This window comes from Pseudomonas sp. NFACC51 (assembly GCF_900103575.1).
GTDB lineage: Bacteria > Pseudomonadota > Gammaproteobacteria > Pseudomonadales > Pseudomonadaceae > Aquipseudomonas > Aquipseudomonas fluorescens_Q.
Map to the genome: position 1 here is coordinate 17,253 of NZ_FMXH01000011.1, position 24,648 is coordinate 41,900.

Consider the following 24,648-nt stretch of genomic DNA (forward strand, 5'->3'; position numbering starts at 1 on the left):
TCAGGAGGCTGGAACATGCCCATGCACAATCCGCCACACCCAGGCGAAACCTTGCGGTTGGACGTGCTGCCCGAACTGGGTATCACCGTCACCGAACTGGCGCGACACCTGGGTTTCGCCCGGCCTCATCTTTCCCGGATCTTGCATGGTCATGCGCCCGTCAGCCCCGACCTGGCTGTGCGCCTGGAGCGTGCCGGGATCGGCAAGGCCAGGGTCTGGCTGGGCGTCCAGACCGATTACGATTTGTGGCAAGCCGAGCAGCGCGTGCAGCCTGTGATTGAACCTTTCCCACAACACGCTTGATGTCCGTCAGGCCAGCAACTCCGCCGCCACCACGCTCCTCACGCCCTTGCCACTGAGTTGTTCCACCAACGTCAAGGCAAATGCCAGGGCGGCGGCCGAACCCTGGGCCGTGATGCAGTTGCCATCCACCACCACGGGTTGATCGACAAAGCTGCAACCAGACAGTTGCTGGCTCACCGCCGGCAGGCAGGTCATGCGCCGCTGGCGCAGGACGCCAAAGGCCTGTAGCGCCAGGGCCGGGGCTTCGGCGATGGCGGCGAAAAACCGTCCGGTGGCGGCCTGGTCCTTGACCAGCTGTTGCAGCGGCTGATGGTTTGCCAGGTGTTGGGCACCGATGATGCCGCCGGGCAGAACGATCAGGTCGAAATCCTGCACAAGCATGTCCACCAACATACCATCGGCGGTCAGGCGCGTGCCGCGGGCACAGGTGAGCATCCGCCGCCCTTCGATGCTTGCCACCACCACTTCGATCTGGGCTCGACGCAGCACGTCGATCAGGGTGACTGTCTGCAGGTCATCGACACCTTCGGCGACCGTAATCAGGGCTCGAGGCAGCTTGGTTCCAGGCATCATGGGCGCGCTCTCCGATGGGGTGGTTCCTGAAGCCTAGTCAGGTTTGCCGGGCCGCGTTCAGCTTGTCATGCCGAGAGGTCATTTAATGTACAGCTGGGCCGACATCCGATTGCCCGGTGCATTGATCGAAATGTTGCTGAAGTTGAAGGTGCCTTCCTGCTTGCCCTTCAGATCGAAGATGTACAAATAGCCGACGATTCTGGTCTGGGCCGAACAATCGTTGAGATTGCCATTGCTGTACGCACACACCGGCGAGCGAGTGCCATCGACCTCGAAACCGTCCAGCGTGACATTGGGCTGCCGACCGTAGCCGACCTCCAGCACGTAGACCTTGATATTTGGCCCGCTGTGATCGCAACGGGTCTGCGCCTGCCCTGGCGCGATATCTTCGAAGCCACAGGCCGGCGATTCGACCTTGAGCACCTTGACCTCGCTCAAAGGCGGCGCCGACGCGGCATTGGCGGCCTGTCCGGACGACCACCAACCCAGCATGCAACCCACCGCCGCCAGCAGCTTTTTATTCATGCAATACATAGAGACCTCCCGGAACCGCGCGCAGTATGGCCCACTTGGCGCGTTGGCAAAACATCGACGACGATCGCAGCCACAACGCTACGCTGCTGGTATGATGCGCGGCTTTTTCCGACCCGCAGAAAATTCCCGGGCGCCGCTGGCGACCTGTGCTTTGCTGTTGAGGTCGATACATTCACGGCGCCGGGCGCGCCACGGGGAGCAGACATGCTGGAAAGGCTGTTTCAACTCAAGGCACATAACACCAACGTGCGGACCGAGATCCTGGCGGGCGTCACGACCTTCCTGGCCATGGCCTACATTCTGTTCGTCAACCCGAGCATCCTCGGTGAAACCGGCATGGACAAGGGCGCGGTGTTCGTCGCCACCTGCCTGGCAGCGGCCATTGGCTCCACGGTCATGGGCCTGATCGCCAACTACCCGATCGCCCTCGCACCGGGCATGGGCCTGAATGCCTTCTTTACCTACACCGTGGTCCTGCACATGGGCCACACCTGGCAAGTGGCGCTGGGCGCAGTGTTCATCTCCGCCGTACTGTTCTTCATATTGTCGATCTTTCGTATCCGCGAATGGATCATCAATAGCATCCCGCTGCCGCTGCGCTCGGCCATTGCCGCTGGCATCGGCCTGTTCCTGGCGCTAATCGCCCTGAACAACGCCGGCATCGTGGTGAAAAACCCGGCGACCATGGTCGGCCTCGGCGACTTGAAGCAACCGGCGCCGATCCTCGCGACCCTCGGCTTCGTCCTGATCGTCGGCCTCGAAGCGCTGAAAGTGCGTGGAGCGGTGCTGATCGGCATCCTGGCGGTCACCATCGTGTCGATCCTGATGGGATTCACGCCGTTCGGCGGCGTGATCTCCATGCCACCGTCCCTGGCCCCGACCTTCCTGCAATTGGACATCAAGGGCGCCCTGGACATCGGCTTGGTGAGTGTGATCTTCGCCTTCCTGTTCGTCGACCTGTTCGACAACTCCGGCACGTTGATCGGCGTCGCCAAGCGCGCCGGGCTGATGGGCAAGGACGGGCACATGCCGAAGATGGGCCGTGCGTTGATCGCCGACAGCACCGCCGCCATGGCCGGTTCGCTGCTGGGCACGTCCACCACCACCAGCTACATCGAATCGGCAGCGGGTGTCAGCGCGGGTGGGCGCACCGGCCTGACAGCCGTCATCGTGGCGATCCTGTTCCTGCTGGCGCTGTTCTTCTCGCCACTGGCCGCCAGCGTCCCGGCCTTCGCCACCGCGCCGGCCTTGCTGTTCGTCGCCGTGCTGATGACTTCGGGCCTGGCGGAAATCGATTGGGACGATATCACCGTGGCCGCCCCCGTGGTGATCACCGCCCTGGCGATGCCGTTCACCTATTCCATCGCCAACGGCATCGCCTTCGGTTTCATCGCTTGGACCGCCATCAAACTGGTGTCCGGCCGTGGCCGTGAGTTGAACCCGGCGCTGGTCATCCTGTCGATCCTGTTCGTGATCAAGTTGGGTTGGTTCAACGCATGACTTTTGATTCCCACGCCTACACCGCTCAGCTCCAGGACAAGGTCACCCGCTTGCGTGACCTGTTGGCGCCGTTCGATGCACCAGAACCTGCGGTGTTCGATTCGCCGCTGGAGCACTTCCGTCTGCGCGCCGAATTCCGCCTGTGGCGCGAGGCCGGCGAACGGCATTACGCAATGTTCTCCCAGGACGACAAGCGCACGCCGATCCTCATCGAGCAATTCCCCATTGCCAGCCTGCGCATCAACCAGTTGATGCCGCAACTCAAGGCCGCCTGGCAAGCCAGCGCGCCCCTGAGCCACAAGCTGTTCCAGGTGGAGTTCCTGACCACCCTGGCCGGCGATGCGATGATCACCCTGTGTTATCACCGCCCGCTGGACGAGCATTGGCACACCGCCGCCTCGAAGCTGGCGAGCGACCTGGGCGTGAGCATCATTGGCCGCTCCAAGGGCAAGCGCGAAGTGATCGGCCATGACTACGTGGTGGAGAAACTCGAAGTGGGCGGTCGTACCTTCAGCTATCGCCAGCCCGAAGGCGCCTTCACCCAGCCCAATGGCACGGTGAACCAGAAGATGCTCAACTGGGCCTACGAGGCGCTGGGCGATCGCAGCGACGATCTGCTGGAGTTGTATTGCGGCAACGGCAACTTCACCCTGCCCTTGGCCACCCGTGTGCGCAAAGTGCTGGCCACCGAGATCAGCAAGACCTCGGTGAACGCCGCGCTGAGCAACCTCAGCGAAAACGCGGTGGATAACGTCACGCTGGTGCGCCTGTCCGCCGAAGAGCTGACCGAAGCCCTGAACGAAGTCCGGCCGTTCCGTCGTTTGCATGGCATCGACCTCAAAAGCTACGAATTCGGCAGCGTCTTCGTCGACCCGCCTCGCGCCGGCATGGACCCGGACACCTGCGAGCTGACCCGGCGTTTTGACAACATCCTGTACATTTCCTGCAATCCCGAAACCCTCGCGGCCAACATCGCGCAACTGCACGACACTCACCGCATTACGCGTTGCGCGTTGTTCGATCAATTCCCTTGGACCCATCATATGGAGTCCGGGGTGTTGCTGACTCGGCGGTAAGCCCTCCTTTTGGGGTGAAGGATTACCCTGTGGCGAGGGAGCTTGCTCCCGCTGGGCTGCGCAGCAGCCCCAAGCTTTTTGCGGTTGCTGCGCAACCGAGCGGGAGCAAGCTCCCTCGCCACAGTTTCCGTCTCCAAATTACCGACCTGTGAGGTCCATGTTCGATCATCGAACACTTAATGGCCAATGACGTCGGCTTTATTTGACCAAATTAACCATCTAGTACAATTTATCTCCACCGGCTGAAACCTGGCCGACACCAACAATAAAAATGTGGAGAAATTGCGATGCCTCCGATCGTTCTGGTGCTCAACGGCCCGAACCTGAACCTGCTCGGCACCCGCGAGCCGGCGACTTATGGCCATGAAACCCTGGCTGACATCTCGGCACTGTGCGGCCGCGCCGCTGAAGAGTTCGGCCTGGCGGTGGAATTTCGCCAGACCAACCAGGAAGGCGAGCTGCTGGACTGGATTCACGGCGCCCGTGGCCGGTGTGCCGGTATCGTCATCAACCCGGCGGCCTGGACCCACACCTCCGTGGCGATCCGCGATGCCCTGGTGGCCAGCGAAGTACCGGTCATCGAAGTCCACCTGTCCAACGTCCACGCCCGTGAAACCTTCCGTCATCACTCCTTCGTCTCATCCGTCGCCATTGGCGTGATGTGCGGGTTTGGCAGCCATGGTTATCGCCTGGCCCTTGAACATTTCAGTCAACGGTTGAAGGGTTGATGAGCATGTCGAATATCACTGTGCTGGCCGGCCTGATCGGCGCGGGCATCCAGGCCTCTCGCACGCCGGCACTCCATGAGCATGAGGGTGATGCCCAAGGCATGCGTTACCTCTATCGGCTGATCGACCTCGATGCGCTGAAACTCGACAGCGGCGCCTTGGCCGATTTGCTCAAGGCCGCCGAGCGCATGAGTTTTACCGGCCTGAACATCACCTTTCCCTGCAAGCAGGCGATCATCCCGCTGCTCGATGAGCTGTCGCCCGAGGCCCGGGGCATTGGCGCGGTGAATACCGTGGTGCTCAAGGATGGCAAGCGCATCGGTCACAACACCGACTGCCTGGGGTTCGCCGAGGGTTTTCGCCGCGGCCTGGGTGATGTTGCGCGTCGGCGCGTGGTACAGATGGGCGCCGGTGGCGCTGGCGCGGCGGTTGCCCACGCGCTTTTGGCAGAAGGCGTACAGACGCTGAGCATTTTTGACGTCGAGGTCAGTCGTGCCGAGGCCTTGGCCAACAACCTGAACCAACACTTCGGCGTTGGTCGTGCCCGGGCCGGGCATGACCTGTCCGCCGCCATGGCCGAGGCCGATGGCCTGGTGAACACCACGCCCATGGGCATGGCGAAACTACCGGGCATGCCGGTGCCGGTCGAGCTGTTGCACGGCCAATTGTGGGTGGCGGAAATCGTTTACTTTCCCTTGGAAACCGAACTGCTGCGCAACGCCCGCGCCCTTGGCTGCCGCACGCTGGATGGCGGCAACATGGCGGTGTTCCAGGCGGTGAAGGCGTTTGAATTGTTCAGCGGCGTCGCGCCAGATGCACAGCGGATGCTGGAACACTTCCAGAGCATGAATCACTAAAGCCCGGGGATTATCCCTGTGGGAGCGGGCTTGCTCGCGAATGCGGTTTGTCCGTCACACATTTGTCGACTGACACACCGCATTCGCGAGCAAGCCCGCTCCCACATTCGGTTCGGCTCAGGGCTGTAGGTAGCGCAACACCGACTCACAAACCATCTGCCGATGCCGCTGCTTGATCGCTTCGTCCGACAAATCGATCTGAAAAATCTCACCGAATGTCTGGCGGTTGGACACCCGGTAAAAGCAGAAGGAACTGATCAGCAAGTGCACATCCAGCGGTTGCAGATCGGGACGGAACACACCCTCTTCGGCACCGCGACGCAGGATCACGCCCAGGGAATCGAGGATGGTGTTGGTCATCGCCTTGATCGCGCCGGACTGTTTCACGTACTCGGCGTTGTGGATGTTCTCGATGCAGACGATGCGCACGAAATCCACATTGCGATCGTGGTGGTCGAAGGTGAACTCCACCAGGCGCCGAATCGCATCGACCGGGGCCAGTTCCGCCAGGTGCAGGCGGCTCTCGGTGGTGCGGATATCACCGTAGAGTTTTTCCAGCACCTCGACGTACAACTGCTCCTTGCTGCCGAAGTAGTAGTAGATCATGCGCTTTGAGGTGTGGATGCGCTCGGCGATGGCGTCGACCCGGGCACCGGCCAGGCCTTGCTGGACGAACTCGACGATGGCTTCCTGAAGAATGTTCTCCCGGGTCTTCTCCGGGTTGTTCTTGCGACTCTTGCGCGGCGCGACGACGGGTTCGTCGAGGGCTGCGGAAAGCTCTGGATTCATAGTCATTGCGGGGCTCACGGCCATCACTGCACAGGCTGGCGATTATGGGCCGCACCGTGCACTGAAGGAAGCCACGACACGGCCCATTACCGCCACGTTTACGATTTCCCTACAACTTGGCGTGTCGCAAACCACCGCTGCGAGACTTGGCCATGGCCGCCAGGCGCACCGCGACATTGGCGGCGCCATAACCGACGTAGCCGTTCTTGCGCTGGATGATCTCGAAGAAAAACCGCCCTTCGAACGGCTCGGTGTAAACGTGGAACAGCTCGCCACCCTGGACGTCGCGATCGTACAGCACATTGAAATAGGCCAGTTCGCTAAGGAACTCGTCATCGAAATCGAAACGCGCCGCCAGGTCGTCGTAGTAATTGAGCGGAATGTCCAGCAACGGTACGCCCGCCTCTTTGGCACGACTGACCTGAGCGAAGATGTCGTCGCAGTCGAAGGCGATGTGATGCACGCCGGAGCCGCGATAACTCGACAGCGCGTGTGAGATCGCGGTGTTGCGGTTCTCGGAAATGTTCAGCGGCAAGCGGATCGTACTGCAGCGGCTGCGCAGCGCACGGCTTTTTACCAAGCCATAAGGGTCGGGCAGGACGACTTCGTCGTCGGCCTCGAAATCCAGCAGGCTCTTGTAGAACAGTACCCAACTGTCGAGGCTGTCGGCCGGCAGCGCCATCGCCATGTGGTCGATGCGCTTGAGCCCGGCCCCAATGACCGCGCCCGGCTGCAGATTGAAATCAGTGCCGTAGACATCCGCCTGCTGGTCCACCAGATAGATCAGGCTGCCATCCGGTGCGCGCACCGCCGCCAGCTCCAGTTCATTGGGGCCTACCAACCCACGATAGGGCTGGCCTTTGTAGGCCACGGCCCGCTCCAGGGCGCTGGCGCTGTCTTTGACCCGCACCGCGGTGGCGCACAACGACGGTCCGTGGGCTTCGAAAAAATTGTGGGCGAACGAATACGGTTCGCTGTTGAGAATCAGGTTGATATCGCCCTGGCGCAGCAGGCTGACATTCTTGGAGCGATGCTGGCCGGCCTTGACGAACCCTAGCCGCTCCAGCCAATGGGACAGCTTGGCGCCGAGGCTATCGTCCACGGCAAACTCAAGGAATTCGATGCCGTCGTATTCGCTGGCCGGCGGCGTGGCGAACAGGATGTCGGTATTGCGCATGGAGGGCGCTTCTGCAGCCAGGCGCTGGCGGGTCTTCTCCTCCAGGTACAGCAGCGAGCGCAGGCCATCGGCGGCATTGGCCCGTGGCGGCGCGGCGCGGAAACCGTCGTTGAAGATTTCCAGCGACAGCGGTCCGGTGTAGCCACTCTTGATGATCGGCGCCAGGAAACCCGGCAAGTCGAACTCGCCCTGGCCCGGGAAACAACGGAAATGCCGGCTCCACTCCAGGACGTCCATGGCCAGGATCGGCGCGTCGGCCATTTGCACGAAGAAAATCTTGTCGCCGGGAATCTCGGCGATCGCGCTCGGATCGCCCTTGAGGGACAAGGTGTGGAAGCTGTCGAGCAACACCCCGAGGCTTGGGTGATCGGCCTGACGCACGATGTTCCAGACCTGTTGATAAGTATTCACGTGCCGCCCCCAGGCCAGCGCTTCATAACCGATACGCAAGCCGCGTGCGCCAGCGCGTTCGGCCAGCAGGCGCAGGTCATCGATGAGAATCCGTTCATCGCCGACGCTATCGGCCGAGGCATTGCTGCACACCAGCACCAGGTCGGTGCCCAGTTCCTGCATCAGGTCGAACTTGCGTTCGGCCCGCTCCAGGTTGCGCGACAGGCGATCGCGGCGGCAGCCCTCGAAGTCACGAAACGGTTGGAACAAGGTGATGGCGATGCCCAGGTCGGCGCACATCTGCCTGATTTCCCGAGGGCTGCCATCGTAATAGAGAAGGTCGTTCTCGAAGATTTCCACCCCGTCAAAACCGGCGGCGGCAATGGCTTCGAGTTTTTCCGGCAGGGTACCGCTCAACGACACGGTGGCAATGGAACGCTGCATGACTTCGGCTCCCGGGACAGGCATCGGCTACAAAAGGTGCGCCGCTTTTTAAAGAGTCAGCCGATTATTGAGCTGCCGGTTTCTTTCAGCAATTCAATATGTACCATCCGGTTAGTTTTTTGGGCGATTATCGAACAAAATGCCGATCGCCGAATTGACGATTTTTTGCTCACTGCGCACCATCGCTCCCCACATCGACGCAAGCCCTGATCGCCGACGTCGATGGACAGACCCAGACCGACCATAAGAATTTCAAAAACGGGTACCCGCTATGATTCCTTCCCAAAGTTCCCGCCTGGCCACTGGCCTGAGTGCCTCCACCGGCGGCGTCGGAGACAAGATCCGCGGCGCCATGACCGTGGGCAAGACCCGTTGGGGCATGCTCGCCCTGGTGTTTTTCGCCACCACCCTGAACTACATCGACCGCGCCGCCCTGGGCGTCATGCAGCCGATCCTGGCCAAGGAGATGAGCTGGACGGCGATGGATTACGCCAACATCAACTTCTGGTTCCAGGTCGGTTATGCCGTCGGTTTCGTGTTGCAGGGGCGGCTGATCGACCGGATCGGCGTCAAGCGCGTGTTCTTTTGCGCCGTGCTGCTCTGGAGCCTGGCGACCGGCGCCCACGGCCTGGCCACCTCGGCGGTGGGCTTCATGGTCTGCCGCTTCATCCTCGGCCTCACCGAAGCCGCCAACTACCCGGCCTGCGTGAAGACCACACGACTGTGGTTCCCGGCGGGCGAACGGGCCGTAGCCACCGGTATCTTCAACGCCGGGACCAATGTCGGCGCGATGTTCACCCCGATGCTGTTGCCGCTGGTCCTGCACGTGTGGGGCTGGCAGGCCGCGTTCCTGTGCATGGCCGCGCTCGGCGGGATCTGGCTGGTGTTCTGGGGCCTGAAATACTTCAACCCCGAAGACCATCCCACCGTCAAACAATCGGAGCTGGACTACATCCAGGCCCAGGACGAACCGGACCAGGTCCGCGTACCGTTCTCACGCATCCTGCGCATGCGCGGCACCTGGGCGTTCGCCCTGGCCTACTCGATCACCGCGCCGGTGTTCTGGTTCTATCTCTATTGGTTGCCGCCGTTCCTGAACCAGCAGTACAACCTGGGCATCAACGTGACCCAGATGGGCATCCCGTTGATCATCATCTACCTCACCGCCGACTTCGGCAGCGTGGGCGGCGGGATCCTGTCTTCGTTCCTGATCGGTCGCGGCCTCGATCCGATCAAGGCGCGACTGGTGTCCATGCTGCTGTTCGCCTGCTGCATCATCGGCGTGATCATGGCCGCCGGCGCAAGCAACCTGTGGATGGCAGTGTTCGCCATTTCCCTGGCCATCGGCGCGCACCAGGCCTGGACCGCCAACATCTGGAGCCTGGTCATGGACTACACGCCCAAGCACATGATGAGTACGGTGTTCGGCTTCGGCGGCATGTGCGCGGCCATCGGCGGGATGTTCATGACCCAGCTAGTGGGTCACATCCTCACCGTGACCAACAATAACTACACCGTGCTGTTCACCCTGATCCCGGCGATGTACTTCATTGCCCTGACTTGGCTGTACTTCATGGCGCCGCGCAAGGTGCCGACCCTGGAAAACTGATACGGCTGGAGAAGACCTGTGGCGAGGGAGCTTGCTCCCGCTCGATTGCGCAGCAATCGCCTGAAAGCGGGGGCTGCTTCGCAGCCCAGCGGGAGCAAGCTCCCTCGCCACAGTGGACTGTGCTAGCCACAGGGGACTGGGCTGGCCACAAAGGGTTCTGTGGGGCGGTCACTTGCGCCGCTGTTGCCACGCCGCCGCCAACCCACTCAAGCAGATCAGGGCGATGCCCACCACGGTGGTCAGCGTCGGCGTATGGTTGAACAACAACCAGCCCAGCAGCCCGGCAAACACGATCTGGCAATACCCGAACGGCGCGAGCAGCGCCGGGGCGGCAAAGCGGAAGGCCTGGGTCAGCATCAGGTGCGCCGTCATCCCGCAGGCGCCCAGCGCCAGCATCATCGCTCCGTGCAACAGGCTCGGCACTTGCCAGAAGAACGGCACCAACGCGCTCATCACCAGGGTGTTGCACAGGCCGGCGAAGAAGTTGCTGGTGGTCGGGCTGTCGATCTCGCTGAGCTTTCGCGTGAGCAGTTGGTAGAAACAGAAGAACAGCGCCGAACAGAACGGCAATATCACCGCCGGGGTGAACAGATCCCCGCCCGGATGGACGATGATCAACACCCCGACAAAGCCGAAGATCACTGCGATCCATTGCCCGCGTGTCACGTGTTCGCCCAGCAATGGCACCGACAACGCGGTGACCAGCACAGGTGCGAGAAAGTTGACCGCCGTCGCCTCGGCCAGCGGGATATACAACAGCGCCGTGGTGAAGAACAGACTGGTGCCCAGCAGGCACAGCGCCCGGCCCAGTTGCCACAAAGGCCGCTTGGTCCGCAGGACCCGCAACCCCGAGCGCGGCAGGAAAATACCCGCCATCAACAACGTGTGCACCACGTAACGTGCCCAGACCACCATGATGATCGGGTAGAAACCCGAGAGATATTTCGACAAGGCGTCATGACTGGAGAACAGAAACGTCGCCACCAGAATAAGCAGGATGCCCTTGAAAGCCTGATTGACACCGGAAAGCGGAGTGCTGACGGTCATGTAGGAATCCTGCGTTGCGTGATGTGGGGTGCAAGGCTTGCCTGTGGCGGACGAGACCGCATTCAGCTGAACAATTCCGAGGCCTGGCTGGCTTGCGATAACTCCTCGGCAAACGCCAGCAAGGTCGGTGCCAGCTCATGCAACCGCGCCCGCGTCATCCGTGCGCTGGGGCCGGCAACACTCAACACGCCGATGACCCGGCCGTCCAATGGATGACGGACCACAGCGGCAATGGCCGACGTGCCGATCGCCGAGCTTTCCTCGACACAGGCATAGCCGTGTTCGCGGGCCTGGTGCAGGTACTGGAGCAGTCCAGCCGGGCTGCGTGGCGCGTTTGGCCCGGCGTCCTCCGGCACTTGCACGGCCTGGCGCGCCACCAGCGCCAACGCCTCGGCGTCACTCATGCAAGCCAGCCAGGCATGGCCCGACGCGGTATAGGACAACGGCGTCTCACGTCCCATGTCCGGGTCGTAGCGCAAGCCGGAACGGGCCCCCTGAGATTTGGCGATCCAGGTCTGGCACTCCCCTTCGATGACACCCAGGCGCACCAGTTCACCCGTTTCCTGTGCCAGGCGATCGAGCACTGGCTGGACGATGTCGGCACCGCTTCGCGACAGATAACGAAAGCCCATGGCGACCAGGCGGGTCGACAAGTGATAACGCAGGTTCTCGGGATTCTGGCGCACATAGCCCAGGCGCATCAGTTCGGCGAGCAAACGGTGGGTGGCACTCTTGGGAATCTGCAACTGTTCGGCCAAGCCCAACAGCGGCCAGCCGCGAGGGTCGCTGGCGAGGCTTTCCAGCACATTGAAAACCCGTTCGATTTGACTGCCGGCCATGGGCGATCCAAAGGTAAGTTCGGCGATTCTAGAATATGCAAAGTGTAATGCAAATTCTGGAACCGGTGCGCCATTCATTCATGCCCTGATGAACCAAACCCCGCGCCGGTTGCCTGAAAGCTCAGGCATCACGCGCATCCTGACGCCTCAAAAGCTAGACTCACCGCAACGGCAGTACAGTGACACCCCGGTCAATCAGAGGAACGCCCACATGTTATGGAAAAAAGGTCGCCGCAGTGACAACGTGGTGGACGCTCGCGGTGACGGTGGGGGCGGTGGCGGGATGCGTTTCGGCGGCGGCAAGGGCTTGAGCCTGACGGCCGTCCTCCTGATCGTCGGCATCGGCTGGATCACCGGCCAGGACCCAATGCAGATTCTCGGGCAACTGGCCGGGCAGATGGATCAATCCGCACCCACCTCTTCACAGACCCGCCAGGCACCGCCGGCCAACGATGAACAGGCCGAGTTCGTGCGCTCGATCCTCGGCGATACCGAAGACACCTGGGGCCAGGTGTTCCAGCAGGCCGGACGCCAATACCAACAACCGAAACTGGTGTTGTTCAGCGGTCGAGTCAACTCGGCCTGCGGCCTGGCCTCGTCGGCGACCGGTCCGTTCTATTGCCCGGCAGACCGCCAGGTCTACCTGGACATGAGTTTCTTCAAGGAAATGTCCCAACGCTTCGCCGCCGCCGGGGACTTCGCCCAGGCCTACGTCATTGCCCACGAAGTCGGACACCATGTGCAGACGCTGCTCGGCGTGTCGGCGAAAATCCAGGAAGCGCGCCAGCAAGGCCGGCAGATGGAGGGCGATGGTGGCTTGTTGGTACGCCAGGAATTGCAGGCCGATTGCCTGGCTGGTGTATGGGCCAACCATGCGCAAAAACGCCTGAACTGGCTTGAGCCGGGAGACATCGAGGAAGCCTTGAACGCCGCCAATGCCATCGGCGATGACCGCTTGCAGCAACAAGGCCAGGGCCGCGTGGTGCCGGACTCCTTCACCCACGGCACGTCGGCGCAACGAGTGCGCTGGTTCAAGACCGGGTTCGCCCAGGGCCAGGTCAGCCAGTGCGACACGTTCGCGGCGAAAACCCTGTAGATGAAGTGGGGGACGTTGGTCGGGCTGGTGCTGTGCTGCGCCGTTGCCCAGGCCGAGGAACACGGCGTCAACGTGGTCGCCCAAGGGCGACTGCAGTTCAAGGGCGGCGCCATGGCCGTCGGCGTAAGCCCACCGCCAGCGTCCATCCAGCGCGTGTTGATCATCCTCCACGGTCGGCTGCGCAATGCCGACACCTACCTGCACAGCGCGGAAAAGGCCGCCGGGCAGGCCGGGCAACTGGGTACCACCCTGATCATCGCCCCGCAGTTTCTCAACGAACAGGACGTGGCGCGCCATCAACTGCCCAATGACCTCCTGCGCTGGCAAGGCAACGACTGGATGGCCGGTGGCTTATCCACAGGGCCCCATCCAATCAGTTCCTTCCAGGTACTCGACGACATCGTTGCGCGAGTCAGTGACCGACAGCAGTTTCCCGAAGTGAAAGAGATCGTCATCGCCGGCCATTCCGGCGGCGCCCAGGTCGTGCAGCGCTATGCCCTGCTCGCCCACGGCCAATACCGGGTCAGCCCACGTTTTGTCATTGCCAACCCGTCGTCCTATGCCTACTTCGATGCGCAACGGCCCATGGCTTTCGACCCTGCCGGTTGCCCTGGCTTCAATCATTGGAAGTACGGCCTGCAGAACTTGCCAGCCTACGCGGCGGGGCAAACACCCGCGCAACTGGAAGATAACTACGTCAAGCGCGACATCGTCTATTTGCTCGGACAACAAGACACCGACCCGGAACATCCAGCGCTGGATAAAGGCTGCGAAGCACAAACCCAGGGGCCGTATCGGTTACTGCGCGGGCATTTCTTTTTTGACTACCTGACCCGGCGTCATCCCGAGGGGTTGAACCAGCGGCTGATCGAAGTGCCGGGGGTTGGGCATAACGGGGATGGGATGTTGACTTCGCCTGAGGGGCTGAAGGTGTTGTTTGGGCAGTAAGTTTTGTCGCGAATGACTGGGGCTTATCACGAGCAAGCTCGCGATAGCGATCGTTCAGTCAACCCAGCGCTCAAGCCAACAGCATCCGCCGCAACTCCCCACAATCGCGCGCATGCCAATCCGTCAGCTCCGGCCACGGGTTATCCGGCAAGTTCACCAACACCGTCCGCGCCCCCGCCGCACGCCCGCAGTCCAGGTCAAAGCGGTAATCGCCCACCATCACCATCGCCTCGGGCGCCACGCTCCAGGCCTCGGCCAACTTCAACAGGCCACCGGGGTGGGGCTTGGGCGGTGCTTCGTCGCGGCCCAGCACATCCTCCACGGCGAAACAGTCCGCCAGGCCGATGGCTTCGAGGGTGACGTGGGCCAGCTCGCGGGCGTTACGGGTGAGGATGCCCAGGCGATAACCGCGCCCAGCCAGCTCCCGCACCAGCTCAACCGCGCCCGGCGCTGGCCTGGAGCCCAGCGCCAGGTCCCGTTCATGCTCCAGCAGCCAAGCATGCTTGGCTGCTGCCTCATCCGCCGGTAACGCGGCCAGGTGGGTCAGGATGTCGTCTTCGGCCGGAATCGCCAGGGCCACGCGAATCGCCGCGAAGTCATGCACGGCGATCGTCAGCGTGCCATCCATGTCGAACACCCAGTGACGAATCTCGGCCAGGCTCATGCCCAGTCCTTGCGATGGCGAATCAGGCCTTCCTGGGTGACCGAGGCCACCAGTTGTCCGGCGCGGTTGAACACGCTGCCACGGGAGAACCCGCGGGAGTTGCCGGCCCACGGGCTGTCCATGGCATAGAGCAACCAGTCATCGGCGCGCAGGTCGGCATGGAACCACAAGGCATGATCGAGGCTGGCGACCTGCATGTCTTTGTGCCACACCGATTTGCCGTGGGGCAGCAGCGAAGTGGTCAACAGGCCGAAGTCCGACGCGTAGGCCAGCAGGTATTTGTGCAAGGCCGGCGAATCCGCCAGGGCGCCATCGGCACGGAACCACACGTACTTCACCGGGTCGGCCGGTTGCGGGTTGTAAGGGTCCTTTTCGGTGACAGGGCGAACCTCGATCGGCTTGGGGCACAGCAGTTTTTCGCGCATGTGCTCAGGCAGCAAGTGCGCACGTTGCTGGGTCAGTTCCAGCTCGGACGGCAGGTTCTCCGGCCCGACGACTTGCGGCATGCTGCTCTGGTGCTCGAAGCCCTCTTCGTCGTACTGGAACGAGGCACTGCAAGTGAAAATCGGGTTGCCCTTCTGGATCGCCGTCACCCGGCGCGTGCTGAAACTGCCACCGTCACGCACCCGGTCCACCTGGTAGACCACCGGCAACGCCGCGTCGCCCGGACGCAGGAAATAACCGTGCATCGAATGCACATGGCGCGCCTCTTCCACGGTCTGGCTGGCCGCCGACAACGACTGGCCCAGGACCTGGCCGCCGAACAACTGGCGAAACCCCAGGTCCTGGCTACGCCCGCGAAACAGGTTCTCTTCGATCGGTTCCAGGGTCAGCAGGTCGACCAGATCTTCCAACACGTGGCTCATTCAGACTTTCCTCACACAGCGCAAAAACCGCGCAGTCTATGCTGCGGCGGCGGATCGATAGTGGCCCGGGCCATTTTGGCGGGCATTGTAAACGTCCGTGTCGGCTAACCGTGCAGGGTCTGTAGCCACTGCTCACGATTGATGCGATAGAGCACATGGTGACGCAATGGATGACCAACCGCGAGTGTCGGGTGTTCGAAATCGTCAGCCGGATCATGCTGCATGCCGATGGCCTGCATGACCTTTTGCGACGGCAAGTTATCCACGGCGGTGAACGCCACCACTTCGTCCAGCTTCAACTGGTCGAAGGCACAACGCAGGGCGGTCCAGGCCGCCTCGCTGGCATACCCCAGGCCCCAGTGCTCCCGGGCCAGGCGCCAGCCAATTTCGATGGCCGGTGTGAAAGGCGCATCGAACCCGACCACACCCAGCCCGGTGAAGCCAATGAAAGCGCCAGTGTCCTTGCGCTCCAAGGCCCACAAACCAAAACCATGCTCGGCGAAATGCCCTCGCACGCGGCCGATCAGGGCGGCGCTTTCCAGGCGGCTCAGGCGCGCCGGGAAATACCGCATCACCTGCGGGTCGGCGCACATGGCGGCAAATTCCGGCAAATCATCATCGCGCCACTGCCGCAACAGCAGCCGTGCGCTTTCCAGTTCCAGTATCGGCTCCATTTTCACTCCCCTTCCATGCCCCAGAGTCTACATCGCTGGTAGGATCCGTCACTCAATCACCGCTGAAAACACCATGCCACTGCCGCTGATCTATCACGAAGACTACAGCCCCGAGTTCCCGCCGGACCATCGCTTCCCCATGGACAAGTTTCGCCTGTTGCGCGATCACCTGGTGGACAGCGGCCTGACCCGCGATGCGGATCTACTGCGCCCGTCGCTATGTCCCCCGGACATCCTCGCCCTGGCCCACGACCGCGCTTATATCGAACGCTACATGGGCGGCGAGTTGTCTCGTGAAGACCAACGGCGACTCGGCCTGCCCTGGAGCGAAGCCCTGGCCCGCCGAACGGTTCGCGCCGTGGGCGGCTCACTCCTGGCGGCCGAGCAGGCCCTTGAGCACGGGCTGGCCTGTCATTTGGCCGGCGGCACCCATCACGCCCATTACGACCACCCGGCCGGTTTTTGCATTTTCAATGACCTGGCGGTGATCAGCCGCTATTTGCTGGCCAGCGGCCGGGTCTCACGAGTGCTTATTTTCGACTGCGATGTGCATCAGGGCGACGGTACCGCCCGAATACTCCATGACACCCCGGACGCCGTGACAGTATCCCTGCACTGCGAAAAGAATTTTCCTGCACGCAAGGCCCAAAGCGATTGGGACATTCCCCTGCCGATGGGCATGGAAGATGGCGCTTATCTGAAGGTGGTGGACGATGCGCTCAACTACCTGCTGCCGCTCTACCAGCCCGACCTGGTGCTGTACGACGCCGGTGTCGATGTGCACAAGGACGACGCCCTCGGTTATCTGAAGCTGACCGATGCAGGCCTCGCCGCCCGGGACGAAAGCGTCATGCGCCATTGCCTGGGGCGCGACATCCCGGTGGTCGGCGTGATCGGCGGCGGCTACAGCAAGGACCGCCAGGCCCTGGCCCGCCGCCACGGGATCCTGCACCACAGCGCACAAAAGGTCTGGGCGTCATCAGGTTGTCATTGAAGTCTGGGCGCGTTACCCACAATGCCTGTGGAGCGGCCTGTGGATAACCTGAGTGAAATGGCCTACAGGCTATGTCGCTTATAGCGTGCGAACGCTTGGCTATTTTTTGATCACCACCGCTCCCGCAGGAGTTTGTGCTGATAGAATGCGCCGCTTATTCCACAGCCCCACAATTTGCCATGACCCAAGCCGCCAAGCCCTCCACCCCAAACGTCACCATCATCGGCGGCGGCCCCGCCGGCCTGATGGCGGCCGAGGTGTTGAGCCAGGCCGGGATCCAGGTCGACCTGTACGACGGGATGCCATCTGTAGGCAGGAAGTTTCTGCTGGCCGGTGTCGGCGGTATGAACATCACCCACTCGGAAGCTTTTCCGGCCTTTCTGTCCCGTTACGCCGAACGCGCGCCGAACCTCGCCCCCTTGCTGCGGGCCTTCGGCGCGGATGAGTTGTGCACATGGATTCACGGGCTGGGCATCGACACCTTCGTCGGCAGCTCCGGACGGGTATTTCCTACCGACATGAAAGCAGCCCCGCTGCTGCGCGCCTGGCTCAAGCGCCTGCGCGATGCCGGCGTGACGATTCACACGCGCCATCGCTGGCTTGGCTGGCACCCCGACGGCAGCCTGAGGATCGCAGCGCCAGAGGGCGAAAAAACCCTGCAACCTGATGCGACGTTGCTGGCGCTGGGCGGCGGCAGTTGGTCACGGCTGGGCTCCGATGGCGCCTGGATGTTGCCATTGGAACAGCGCGGTGTAGTCCTTGCGCCTTTGCAACCGAGCAATTGCGGATTCGAAGTGCAGGCCTGGAGCGATCTGATGGTCAGCAAATTCGCAGGCGCCCCGCTGAAAAACATCGCCATCGGCCTGAACGACGATATACCGCGCCTCGGCGAATGCGTGATCACCGCCACCGGCATCGAAGGCAGCCTGATCTACGCCCTGTCGGCAGCGATTCGCGAAGCCATCAACCAACACGGCAGCGCGACCATTCATCTGGATCTGCTGCCAGGCCGACCTGTGGATAAAATCCAGCAAGCCCTGAGCAAGCCTCGCGGCTCGCGCTCGGTGGCCAAGCACTTGCACAGCCAGTTGGGGATCGACGGGGTCAAGGCTGCGCTGTTGCGTGAACTCACGCCAGCTGATTGCTTTGCTGAGCCGGCGCGGCTGGCCCAGGCGATCAAGGCCTTGCCATTGTCCTTGGTGAAAACCCGCCCGTTGGATGAAGCCATCAGCAGCGCCGGTGGCGTGACCTTCGAAGCCCTGGACGAACGCCTGATGCTCAAGCAGATACCCGGCGTTTTCTGCGCCGGGGAAATGCTCGACTGGGAAGCGCCCACCGGCGGCTACCTGCTCACGGCGTGCTTTGCCAGTGGCCGGGCGGCGGGGTTGGGTATGCTGGAATTCTTGAAGCAGTGATCGTTCCCACGCTCCGCGTGGGAATGCAGCCCGGGACGCTCCGCGTCCCAAAGCCGAACGCGGAGCGTCCGTAGAGGCGTTTCCACGCAGAGCGTGGGAACGATCATCGGTCAGTGAACTATCAGGGTTTCTTTTTACGCGGCCCGGTATTGAACACCGGTACTTTGCGAACCGGCTTGACCGAAGGTTCCACAGGCGAGGAGTCGCCGCTGTCCACCCACTTGCCCAGGTTGCGCTTGCCGCCGCCACCGGAGGTTTTCGGTTTCTTCGGCTTTTTCGGTTTCTTGATCACCTGGCCGCTGGCATCGGTGTCGGGCACACGGTGCTCAGGCTCGAAGTCTTGTTCCATCTGGCGAGGCAACGTCTGACGGGTCAACATCTCGATGGCTGACAGCAAATTCACTTCATCGGCGCAGACCAGGGAGATTGCCTGCCCTGTAGCGCCCGCCCGGCCGGTACGGCCGATACGGTGGATGTAGTCCTCGGCCACGATCGGCAGGTCGAAGTTCACCACCAACGGCAAATCTTCGATATCCAAGCCACGGGCAGCGACGTCGGTCGCCACCAGGATCTGCACTTCGCTGGCCTTGAAGCGGTCCAGTGCGCGCTGGCGGGTGGCCTGGGGTTTGTCACCGTGGATGCCGTCGGCGTTGACGCCCAGGCCCTGGAGTTTTTCCACCAGCGCATCGACGCCGTTGCGGGTCTTGGCAAAAACCAGCACCTGCTTCCACTTGTTCTTGCGCATCAAGTGCACGAACAATTCCGGCTTGCGCTTCTTGTCCACCGTCACCACCCATTGCTTGACGGTGTTGGCGGCGACGTTGCGCGGGCTCACTTCAATGCTCAGCGGATCGTTGAGCATCTGCCCGGCCAGCAGGCGGATCGCGTCGGAGAAGGTCGCCGAAAACAGCAGGGTCTGGCGCTTTTTCGGCAAGGCCTTGTAGATGTTCGCCAGTTCTTCGGAGAAGCCCAGATCGAGCATGCGGTCGGCTTCGTCCAGCACCAGGGTCTGCAACTGGTTGAACTTCAGCGCATTCTGGCGGAACAGGTCGAGCAGGCGCCCTGGCGTGGCGACCAGCAGGTCGACGCCTTTGCGCAATTTCATCATCTGCGGGTTGATGCTGACACCGCCGTACACGGCGTAGGTGCTCAGCGGCAGGTTTTGCGCGTACTGACGCACGCTTTCATGGACCTGCTCGGCCAGCTCACGGGTCGGCACCAGGATCAGCGCTCGCACCGAGTTGGCCGCGACCTTCGGTCCTTCGGTGGTCAGCAACTGCAGCAGCGGCACGGCGAAACCGGCGGTCTTGCCGGTGCCTGTCTGGGCCGCGGCCATCAAGTCGCGACCGGCCAGCACCGCCGGCATGGCTTGGGCCTGCACTGGGGTCGGGGTCTGGTAACCGAGCGTCTCGAGGGCGCGCAGCAAGGGTTCGATCAGGCCAAGAGTGGCGAAAGTCATGGAAGTACCGTAGGAAAAATCAGCGCAAGGTGTGCAATGCGCGGCAGTTTACCCTAAATCAGGAAGCGGCCGGCGCAGGCTTGGGTTTGCGCCACTGCGGCAAACCGATCAACACCACGGCACTGATGATCACCAACATCGCCACACTTTCTTCAGCGCCAATGGTTTCACCCGCGAACACGATCCCCAGCAACACCGCCACGGCTGGGTTGACGTAGGCATAACTGGTGGCCGCCGCCGGGCGCACATGCTTGAGCAGGTACATGTAGGCATTGAAGGCAACGATCGAGCCGAAGCAGGTCAGGTAAGCCAAGGCAAACCAACCTTCCAGCGGCGGCATCCTGTCCAGGTGCTCGCCGCTGGCCACACTGCCGATCAACAGCACCACGCCGCCTACCAGCATTTCCACGGCACTGGCCATCGCCCCTGCCGGCAACGGCAAGTGTTTGCTCAGCACCGAACCGAAGGCCCAGGAGGCCGCCGCGAATACCAGCAAGGTCGCACCCAACGGGCTGGACTGCAGATTGGAGCCCAGGTTGAGCATCGCGATGCCAATCAACCCCAATACAATGCCCGCCCATTCCAGACGCGTGTTACGCGCGCCCCAGAAATATCCGCAGAGCAAGGTAAACAAAGGCACCGTCGCCACGGCCAACGCCGCCACCCCGGACGCCACGCCCGTGTGCTCGGCCACACTGACCGCGCCGTTACCGAAACTGAGCAACAGCACGCCGATGATAGCCCCGGCCTTCCATTGCGCCCAGGTCGGCGCCGGTGCCCCGCGCCAGCGCAGGAAGCCGTACATCAGCGAACCGGCCAGCACAAAACGAATCCCGGCCAGCAACAGCGGCGGCCAATGCTCCACACCGATGCGAATCACCAGGTAGGTCGAACCCCAGATGACGTACAAGGCAAAAAAGGCAGCAATCAATGGCAAGGGAAAACGGCGTGGGCCAGGCATGTTCAGCTCGAAGTCAGGACAATGAGAGTCGCTATTCTAGAAAGGCGACAGACGGAAAATAAGTTACAAAACCTGTTTATCCCACCCATACACTTTTCAAAACATGGAGATTGGCGCTATAAACCGCGCTTTCGAAAGTCACGTCACTTGGAAGCCAATACATGGATAAATACGACCGCATGCTGCTCGCCGCCCTGCTGGAAAACGGTCGTGCGTCCTACGCCGAACTGGCCCGTAAAGTGAACCTGTCAGCCCCGGCCGTGGCCGAGCGGGTCAGCAAACTGGAAGCCAGCGGCGTCATCACCGGTTATCAAGCCAAAGTCGACATGGCGAAGATCGGCCTGCCGGTGCAGTGCGTGATCGAATTGCGGATGAACCAGCACGGCAACCAGAAGACCTACGACGAACTGTGCAAAATCCCGCAACTGACCGAGTGCCATCGGGTGACAGGCGACCCGTGCGTGATCATGCAAGCGGCGGTGGGCTCGATGCCGGAACTGGAAGAACTGATCAACCGCATCGCCAAGTTCGGCTTCAGCAAGACTTCGATCGTGCTGTCCAGCGCCATTGAAAAGCGTGTGCCGTTGGAGCAGTTGGAAGGCAATGGGAAATAACCGTCAACCTTGACCAGATCATTCCCACGCTCTGCGCGGGAATGCAGCCCAGGACGCTCCGCGTCCCATCAAGCGCCGAACGCAGAGCGTCCGTTGAGGCATTCCCACGCGGAGCATGGGAATGATCAAACTGTGGAGCAAGCCCGCTCCCACAGTTGGTTGTGGTGTGTTTAGAACCCGCGATGGCGCTTGAGGTGCTCATTGATTTTCGCCGCCGGCACTTTCTGCAGACTGCACAGCAGATCATGGGACAACTCCCGCAGCCCATGCTTTTGCCGCAATTCCGAAGCCAGGTGTGCGGTGAGGTTGGCGGCCATTTCGGCATCGGCCATGGCGCGGTGAGCCTGACCGGTGTGGGGCAGGCCGGCGAAAGCGTTGAGCGTGCCGAGCTTGTGGTTCGGCGCCGCCGGCATCAGGCGCCGGGCCAGCAACAGCGAGCAGGCAAAATTCTGCAGGCGGGTGCGCTTGATCCGTCCCAGTTCAAAGTCCCAGAATTTCTGATCGAACGCGGCGTTGTGGGCCAGCAGCGGCGTGATGCCAACGAATTCGTTGACCTCGTTCATCACTTTTTCCGCCGACGGGGCGCTGCGCAGCATGGCGTTGCTGATGCCGGTCAGTTGCTCGATAAACGCAGGGACGCGCACACCGGCATTCATCAGGCTCTGGTAGCGGTCGACGATCCGGCCTTGCTCGAGCATCACCACCGCGATTTCAGTGGCCCGGCAACTGCTGCTCGGGGTGATGCCGGTGGTTTCAAAGTCGATGACTGCGATGCGTTCCAAACCTTTTGAACTCCGTGAAAATCAATTCTTGAGCAGCAACGCGCCTTCGATCGGCACGTAGCGGCTGGCGGCGCGGATCAGCGAGTTGGCGGTCAGACCCGGCACGCCATAGGCCACGGCCTGCACGCCGTGCTTGGTGATGATGCGTTCGAGCAACATGTCGAAATCGCCGTCGCCGGAGGCCAGCACCACTTCGTCGACGTGGTCGGCGGCGTCCATGATGTCCAGCGTAATGCCCACGTCCCAGTCCCCCTTGGCCGAGCCGTCGCTGCGCTGGATATAGGGCTTGAGCTTCACGACAAAGCCCAGGTTGCGCAGGATCTGCTGGAATTGCTGCTGCTTGCTGTCACCGCGATCGATCGCGTAGGCATAGGCCTCGACGATCTGCCCCTGCTTGCTGACATCAGCCCACAGCGCGGCGTAGTTGAAATGGCAACCGTAGGCTTGGCGCACGGTGTAGTAGAGGTTCTGGACATCGGCGAACACTGCAATTTTTTTCACCGCGTTTCCTCTTGGATGCACACGCACACAGGCCACCAGGGCCGAAAAGTCGCCCAGTATGCCAGCCCGAAGGATTGTTCCGCGAATAATCGGCCCGAGGCGCCTGTGCGCCCCGGACGAATGGCAGGTCAGACGAAGGAGTCGTCGTCGCCGAAGGAAGATGAATCGTCACTGTAGTCCGCGTCGCTGAACCCGCCCTGGTCGTTGCCGTAGGTGTCGTTGTCAGCCACGCGCGGGTCATCGCCCCAGCCGTTGCCTGCGGTATCGTTGACCGGTTGCGCCGGTTCTTCCTTGATGACCTCGACGATTTCCTGCGGTTGCTGGTTACTGTGAAACAGGCTGCTGATGCCTTGGGCCAGCATCACGCCGCCGGCCACGCCCGCCGCGGTTTTCAGGGCGCCGCCCAGGAAGCTGCCCGCTGCCGGGGCCTGCTGCTGCTGCGGTGCGCCATAATTGCCGGGCGGCGCGCCGAAGCCCGGTTGGGGCTGGGCATTGAAGGACGGCTGTGCCGGTTCGCGCCAGCCTCCGCCACTGGATGTCGGTGCGCTTGCCGGGCGTGAATCCCGGGCACTGCCACCAAAAATGCTCGACAGAAAGCCTCCGCCACCGCTGGGCGCCGATGGCTGGGAACGGGCCCGTTGCAGCTCGGCCTGCAATTGCTCGGTTTGCTGAGTGAGTTGCTTGTTCTGTTCATCAAGGCGCTTGATCGCGGCCTCCTGCACCAGAATCGCCTGGGCCATGAAATAGCCCGCCGCTGGCTGGCTGGCCAGGTGTTCCTTGATCCGCGCCTCGGCCTGGGCGTCGCGCGGGGCTGAATCCTTTTCGGCCTGTTGCAGCCGTGAAAACAGTCCATCGATCAGGGTTTGTTCTTCGCTGTTCATGGCGACCTCATTAGATTGCCGGGTAGAAACCATTCCGATCCCGAAGACCGGTGCCCATCAGTAATGGGGCTCGCCGGAAAGCTTTCAATGGTCTTTACCTGATGTTTACGTTTGCTTGTGCGGGCGCCTGATCGGTTAAAGTGTCGGACCGCTTTTGAACTGCGATACCGACTCATGAATCCGTTTGACGTGCTGCGCGACTCTTTGTATTTCTTCAAGCGCCATCTGGGCCGAATCGCCCAACTGTGCCTGCCGCTGGTCATACTCGAGGCGTTGCTGCAGCAAGGCGTGGACAGCGCCCTCGGCCCCGACGGCTTTCCCGGCTACAGCGTGATCGTCGGGCTGCTGGTGTACCCCTTGTACACCGCCGCGTTGATCCTGTTCCTCGACGCCCGCAGCCGCGGTGAAGCACCACGCACCCGTGACCTGCTCGCAACGGCCCTCACCCTGTGGCCACGCTTTGCCTTGCTGACGGCGCTCAACACGCTGTTGATCCTGGTGGGGCTGTCGTTGTATTTCCTGCCGGGCTTATGGCTAATGGTGACCCTGGCCTTCAGTGAATACCTGTTGGTCCTCAGGGGACTGCCTCCCCTGGCGGCGATGAAGGAAAGCCTGAACATGTCCCGCGGCAACTTCTGGCGGATCCTGCTGTGCATCCTCTGTGTGATGGGCCCGCTGTGGCTGCTCAAGGGGGTCAGCGTCTCGGTGTACCCGCCGCCCCAGAATCCTTTGCTCAGTTTGCTGATCGAAAGCGTTCACAGCTTCTTGCAACTGTTCACCAGCGTGGTGCTGTTCCGCATGTTCATGTTGATCGAAGCCAAGCCTGACAACCGCTGATCGCACACTGCGAAGGCCCTGGGCTTGGGCTTGAGAACCGCTCTCGGTTATGCTCGGGAGCACTTTCGCGTTTCGCCCATAAGCCGAGCC

At 62.0% G+C, this 24,648-nt stretch carries 26 protein-coding genes; 12 read left to right on the forward strand and 14 right to left on the reverse strand.

What is annotated here, in order from left to right; translation table 11 throughout:
- The first annotated feature begins 15 nt into the window (after window positions 1-15).
- Complete coding sequence (locus BLT00_RS20730) at window positions 16-303, forward strand: HigA family addiction module antitoxin (RefSeq protein WP_092149894.1); 288 nt, start codon at window positions 16-18, stop codon at window positions 301-303.
- A gap of 6 nt (window positions 304-309) precedes the next feature.
- Here BLT00_RS20730 and BLT00_RS20735 read toward each other — a convergent pair whose 3' ends face one another.
- Together BLT00_RS20735 and BLT00_RS20740 are read right to left on the reverse strand one after the other, a co-directional pair.
- The gene (locus BLT00_RS20735) at window positions 310-876 is read right to left on the reverse strand and encodes a DJ-1 family glyoxalase III (RefSeq protein ID WP_092149897.1); all 567 of its coding nucleotides are present in this window, start codon (window positions 874-876) and stop codon (window positions 310-312) included.
- A 78-nt stretch (window positions 877-954) separates the two neighbouring features.
- On the reverse strand, window positions 955-1,410 hold the full coding sequence (locus tag BLT00_RS20740) for a DUF4879 domain-containing protein (protein WP_092149900.1): 456 nt from the start codon (window positions 1,408-1,410) through the stop codon (window positions 955-957).
- A gap of 204 nt (window positions 1,411-1,614) precedes the next feature.
- On the opposite strand from BLT00_RS20740, the gene BLT00_RS20745 reads away from it, so the two are divergent.
- From BLT00_RS20745 to BLT00_RS20760, 4 genes are all read left to right on the forward strand, one after another.
- Window positions 1,615-2,910, forward strand: a complete 1,296-nt coding sequence (locus BLT00_RS20745; protein WP_092149903.1) for an NCS2 family permease — start codon at window positions 1,615-1,617, stop codon at window positions 2,908-2,910.
- Window positions 2,907-3,986, forward strand: a complete 1,080-nt coding sequence (trmA, locus tag BLT00_RS20750) for a tRNA (uridine(54)-C5)-methyltransferase TrmA (RefSeq protein WP_092149906.1) — start codon at window positions 2,907-2,909, stop codon at window positions 3,984-3,986. Before BLT00_RS20745 ends, trmA begins: the two co-directional genes overlap by 4 nt.
- Window positions 3,987-4,273: 287 nt before the next feature.
- Entirely contained in the window at window positions 4,274-4,714 is a 441-nt protein-coding gene (gene aroQ, locus BLT00_RS20755; RefSeq protein ID WP_003205806.1) for a type II 3-dehydroquinate dehydratase, read from the forward strand.
- Between the two features lie 5 nt (window positions 4,715-4,719).
- Entirely contained in the window at window positions 4,720-5,571 is an 852-nt protein-coding gene (locus tag BLT00_RS20760; protein WP_371856981.1) for a shikimate dehydrogenase, read from the forward strand.
- A 117-nt stretch (window positions 5,572-5,688) separates the two neighbouring features.
- Here BLT00_RS20760 and BLT00_RS20765 read toward each other — a convergent pair whose 3' ends face one another.
- Together BLT00_RS20765 and quiC are read right to left on the reverse strand one after the other, a co-directional pair.
- Entirely contained in the window at window positions 5,689-6,366 is a 678-nt protein-coding gene (locus BLT00_RS20765; RefSeq protein ID WP_063324270.1) for a TetR/AcrR family transcriptional regulator, read from the reverse strand.
- Between the two features lie 103 nt (window positions 6,367-6,469).
- Window positions 6,470-8,371 carry a 3-dehydroshikimate dehydratase QuiC gene (gene quiC / locus BLT00_RS20770; RefSeq protein ID WP_092149912.1) on the reverse strand — a complete coding sequence of 634 codons (1,902 nt, stop codon included), beginning with the start codon at window positions 8,369-8,371 and terminating at the stop codon, window positions 6,470-6,472.
- A gap of 271 nt (window positions 8,372-8,642) precedes the next feature.
- Here quiC and BLT00_RS20775 point away from each other — a divergent pair, with 271 nt between their 5' ends.
- Window positions 8,643-9,980, forward strand: coding sequence for an MFS transporter (locus BLT00_RS20775; protein WP_092149915.1), 1,338 nt, complete (start codon window positions 8,643-8,645; stop codon window positions 9,978-9,980).
- A gap of 168 nt (window positions 9,981-10,148) precedes the next feature.
- On the opposite strand, the gene BLT00_RS20780 is transcribed toward BLT00_RS20775, so the two are convergent.
- Complete coding sequence (locus tag BLT00_RS20780) at window positions 10,149-11,027, reverse strand: DMT family transporter (protein ID WP_092149918.1); 879 nt, start codon at window positions 11,025-11,027, stop codon at window positions 10,149-10,151.
- Between the two features lie 62 nt (window positions 11,028-11,089).
- Window positions 11,090-11,866, reverse strand: a complete 777-nt coding sequence (locus BLT00_RS20785; RefSeq protein WP_092149921.1) for an IclR family transcriptional regulator — start codon at window positions 11,864-11,866, stop codon at window positions 11,090-11,092.
- A 211-nt stretch (window positions 11,867-12,077) separates the two neighbouring features.
- Here BLT00_RS20785 and BLT00_RS20790 point away from each other — a divergent pair, with 211 nt between their 5' ends.
- Both BLT00_RS20790 and BLT00_RS20795 read left to right on the forward strand, forming a co-directional pair.
- The gene (locus BLT00_RS20790) at window positions 12,078-12,962 is read left to right on the forward strand and encodes a KPN_02809 family neutral zinc metallopeptidase (RefSeq protein WP_003205817.1); all 885 of its coding nucleotides are present in this window, start codon (window positions 12,078-12,080) and stop codon (window positions 12,960-12,962) included.
- Complete coding sequence (locus tag BLT00_RS20795; protein WP_092149924.1) at window positions 12,963-13,910, forward strand: alpha/beta hydrolase; 948 nt, start codon at window positions 12,963-12,965, stop codon at window positions 13,908-13,910.
- A 70-nt stretch (window positions 13,911-13,980) separates the two neighbouring features.
- Here BLT00_RS20795 and BLT00_RS20800 read toward each other — a convergent pair whose 3' ends face one another.
- From BLT00_RS20800 to BLT00_RS20810, 3 genes are all read right to left on the reverse strand, one after another.
- Window positions 13,981-14,574 carry an HAD family hydrolase gene (locus tag BLT00_RS20800; protein WP_092149927.1) on the reverse strand — a complete coding sequence of 198 codons (594 nt, stop codon included), beginning with the start codon at window positions 14,572-14,574 and terminating at the stop codon, window positions 13,981-13,983.
- On the reverse strand, window positions 14,571-15,440 hold the full coding sequence (tesB, locus tag BLT00_RS20805; protein ID WP_003205823.1) for an acyl-CoA thioesterase II: 870 nt from the start codon (window positions 15,438-15,440) through the stop codon (window positions 14,571-14,573). Before tesB ends, BLT00_RS20800 begins: the two co-directional genes overlap by 4 nt.
- Window positions 15,441-15,544: 104 nt before the next feature.
- On the reverse strand, window positions 15,545-16,114 hold the full coding sequence (locus tag BLT00_RS20810) for a GNAT family N-acetyltransferase (protein ID WP_063324264.1): 570 nt from the start codon (window positions 16,112-16,114) through the stop codon (window positions 15,545-15,547).
- A 73-nt stretch (window positions 16,115-16,187) separates the two neighbouring features.
- Here BLT00_RS20810 and BLT00_RS20815 point away from each other — a divergent pair, with 73 nt between their 5' ends.
- Complete coding sequence (locus BLT00_RS20815; RefSeq protein ID WP_092149930.1) at window positions 16,188-17,108, forward strand: histone deacetylase family protein; 921 nt, start codon at window positions 16,188-16,190, stop codon at window positions 17,106-17,108.
- A 179-nt stretch (window positions 17,109-17,287) separates the two neighbouring features.
- Window positions 17,288-18,523, forward strand: a complete 1,236-nt coding sequence (locus tag BLT00_RS20820) for a TIGR03862 family flavoprotein (RefSeq protein ID WP_092149933.1) — start codon at window positions 17,288-17,290, stop codon at window positions 18,521-18,523.
- A 121-nt stretch (window positions 18,524-18,644) separates the two neighbouring features.
- Here BLT00_RS20820 and BLT00_RS20830 read toward each other — a convergent pair whose 3' ends face one another.
- Window positions 18,645-19,982, reverse strand: coding sequence for an RNA helicase RhlE1 (locus tag BLT00_RS20830; protein WP_092149939.1), 1,338 nt, complete (start codon window positions 19,980-19,982; stop codon window positions 18,645-18,647).
- 58 nt (window positions 19,983-20,040) lie between these two features.
- Entirely contained in the window at window positions 20,041-20,943 is a 903-nt protein-coding gene (yedA, locus tag BLT00_RS20835) for a drug/metabolite exporter YedA (RefSeq protein ID WP_092149942.1), read from the reverse strand.
- A 161-nt stretch (window positions 20,944-21,104) separates the two neighbouring features.
- Here yedA and BLT00_RS20840 point away from each other — a divergent pair, with 161 nt between their 5' ends.
- Window positions 21,105-21,557, forward strand: a complete 453-nt coding sequence (locus BLT00_RS20840; RefSeq protein WP_092149945.1) for an Lrp/AsnC family transcriptional regulator — start codon at window positions 21,105-21,107, stop codon at window positions 21,555-21,557.
- Window positions 21,558-21,727: 170 nt separating this feature from the next.
- Here BLT00_RS20840 and BLT00_RS20845 read toward each other — a convergent pair whose 3' ends face one another.
- The 3 genes from BLT00_RS20845 to BLT00_RS20855 form a co-directional block, all read right to left on the reverse strand.
- On the reverse strand, window positions 21,728-22,339 hold the full coding sequence (locus tag BLT00_RS20845; protein ID WP_053189903.1) for a 3'-5' exonuclease: 612 nt from the start codon (window positions 22,337-22,339) through the stop codon (window positions 21,728-21,730).
- A 21-nt stretch (window positions 22,340-22,360) separates the two neighbouring features.
- Entirely contained in the window at window positions 22,361-22,840 is a 480-nt protein-coding gene (locus BLT00_RS20850) for a LabA-like NYN domain-containing protein (RefSeq protein WP_063324258.1), read from the reverse strand.
- 128 nt (window positions 22,841-22,968) lie between these two features.
- Window positions 22,969-23,721: a DUF2076 domain-containing protein gene (locus BLT00_RS20855; RefSeq protein WP_092149948.1), complete on the reverse strand. Its 753-nt coding sequence runs from the start codon at window positions 23,719-23,721 to the stop codon at window positions 22,969-22,971.
- Window positions 23,722-23,895: 174 nt separating this feature from the next.
- Between BLT00_RS20855 and BLT00_RS20860 the strand changes: the two genes are divergently transcribed.
- The gene (locus BLT00_RS20860; RefSeq protein WP_092149951.1) at window positions 23,896-24,558 is read left to right on the forward strand and encodes a YciC family protein; all 663 of its coding nucleotides are present in this window, start codon (window positions 23,896-23,898) and stop codon (window positions 24,556-24,558) included.
- Window positions 24,559-24,648 lie beyond the last annotated feature (90 nt).

Bases quoted from the DNA above. Each gene is read 5' to 3' on its own strand.
- BLT00_RS20730 (WP_092149894.1), top strand. From the start codon at position 16: ATGCCCATGCACAATCCGCCACACCCAGGCGAAACCTTGCGGTTGGAC.
- BLT00_RS20735 (WP_092149897.1), bottom strand. From the start codon at position 876: ATGATGCCTGGAACCAAGCTGCCTCGAGCCCTGATTACGGTCGCCGAA.
- BLT00_RS20740 (WP_092149900.1), bottom strand. From the start codon at position 1,410: ATGTATTGCATGAATAAAAAGCTGCTGGCGGCGGTGGGTTGCATGCTG.
- BLT00_RS20745 (WP_092149903.1), top strand. From the start codon at position 1,615: ATGCTGGAAAGGCTGTTTCAACTCAAGGCACATAACACCAACGTGCGG.
- trmA (WP_092149906.1), top strand. From the start codon at position 2,907: ATGACTTTTGATTCCCACGCCTACACCGCTCAGCTCCAGGACAAGGTC.
- aroQ (WP_003205806.1), top strand. From the start codon at position 4,274: ATGCCTCCGATCGTTCTGGTGCTCAACGGCCCGAACCTGAACCTGCTC.
- BLT00_RS20760 (WP_371856981.1), top strand. From the start codon at position 4,720: ATGTCGAATATCACTGTGCTGGCCGGCCTGATCGGCGCGGGCATCCAG.
- BLT00_RS20765 (WP_063324270.1), bottom strand. From the start codon at position 6,366: ATGACTATGAATCCAGAGCTTTCCGCAGCCCTCGACGAACCCGTCGTC.
- quiC (WP_092149912.1), bottom strand. From the start codon at position 8,371: ATGCAGCGTTCCATTGCCACCGTGTCGTTGAGCGGTACCCTGCCGGAA.
- BLT00_RS20775 (WP_092149915.1), top strand. From the start codon at position 8,643: ATGATTCCTTCCCAAAGTTCCCGCCTGGCCACTGGCCTGAGTGCCTCC.
- BLT00_RS20780 (WP_092149918.1), bottom strand. From the start codon at position 11,027: ATGACCGTCAGCACTCCGCTTTCCGGTGTCAATCAGGCTTTCAAGGGC.
- BLT00_RS20785 (WP_092149921.1), bottom strand. From the start codon at position 11,866: ATGGCCGGCAGTCAAATCGAACGGGTTTTCAATGTGCTGGAAAGCCTC.
- BLT00_RS20790 (WP_003205817.1), top strand. From the start codon at position 12,078: ATGTTATGGAAAAAAGGTCGCCGCAGTGACAACGTGGTGGACGCTCGC.
- BLT00_RS20795 (WP_092149924.1), top strand. From the start codon at position 12,963: ATGAAGTGGGGGACGTTGGTCGGGCTGGTGCTGTGCTGCGCCGTTGCC.
- BLT00_RS20800 (WP_092149927.1), bottom strand. From the start codon at position 14,574: ATGAGCCTGGCCGAGATTCGTCACTGGGTGTTCGACATGGATGGCACG.
- tesB (WP_003205823.1), bottom strand. From the start codon at position 15,440: ATGAGCCACGTGTTGGAAGATCTGGTCGACCTGCTGACCCTGGAACCG.
- BLT00_RS20810 (WP_063324264.1), bottom strand. From the start codon at position 16,114: ATGGAGCCGATACTGGAACTGGAAAGCGCACGGCTGCTGTTGCGGCAG.
- BLT00_RS20815 (WP_092149930.1), top strand. From the start codon at position 16,188: ATGCCACTGCCGCTGATCTATCACGAAGACTACAGCCCCGAGTTCCCG.
- BLT00_RS20820 (WP_092149933.1), top strand. From the start codon at position 17,288: ATGACCCAAGCCGCCAAGCCCTCCACCCCAAACGTCACCATCATCGGC.
- BLT00_RS20830 (WP_092149939.1), bottom strand. From the start codon at position 19,982: ATGACTTTCGCCACTCTTGGCCTGATCGAACCCTTGCTGCGCGCCCTC.
- yedA (WP_092149942.1), bottom strand. From the start codon at position 20,943: ATGCCTGGCCCACGCCGTTTTCCCTTGCCATTGATTGCTGCCTTTTTT.
- BLT00_RS20840 (WP_092149945.1), top strand. From the start codon at position 21,105: ATGGATAAATACGACCGCATGCTGCTCGCCGCCCTGCTGGAAAACGGT.
- BLT00_RS20855 (WP_092149948.1), bottom strand. From the start codon at position 23,721: ATGAACAGCGAAGAACAAACCCTGATCGATGGACTGTTTTCACGGCTG.
- BLT00_RS20860 (WP_092149951.1), top strand. From the start codon at position 23,896: ATGAATCCGTTTGACGTGCTGCGCGACTCTTTGTATTTCTTCAAGCGC.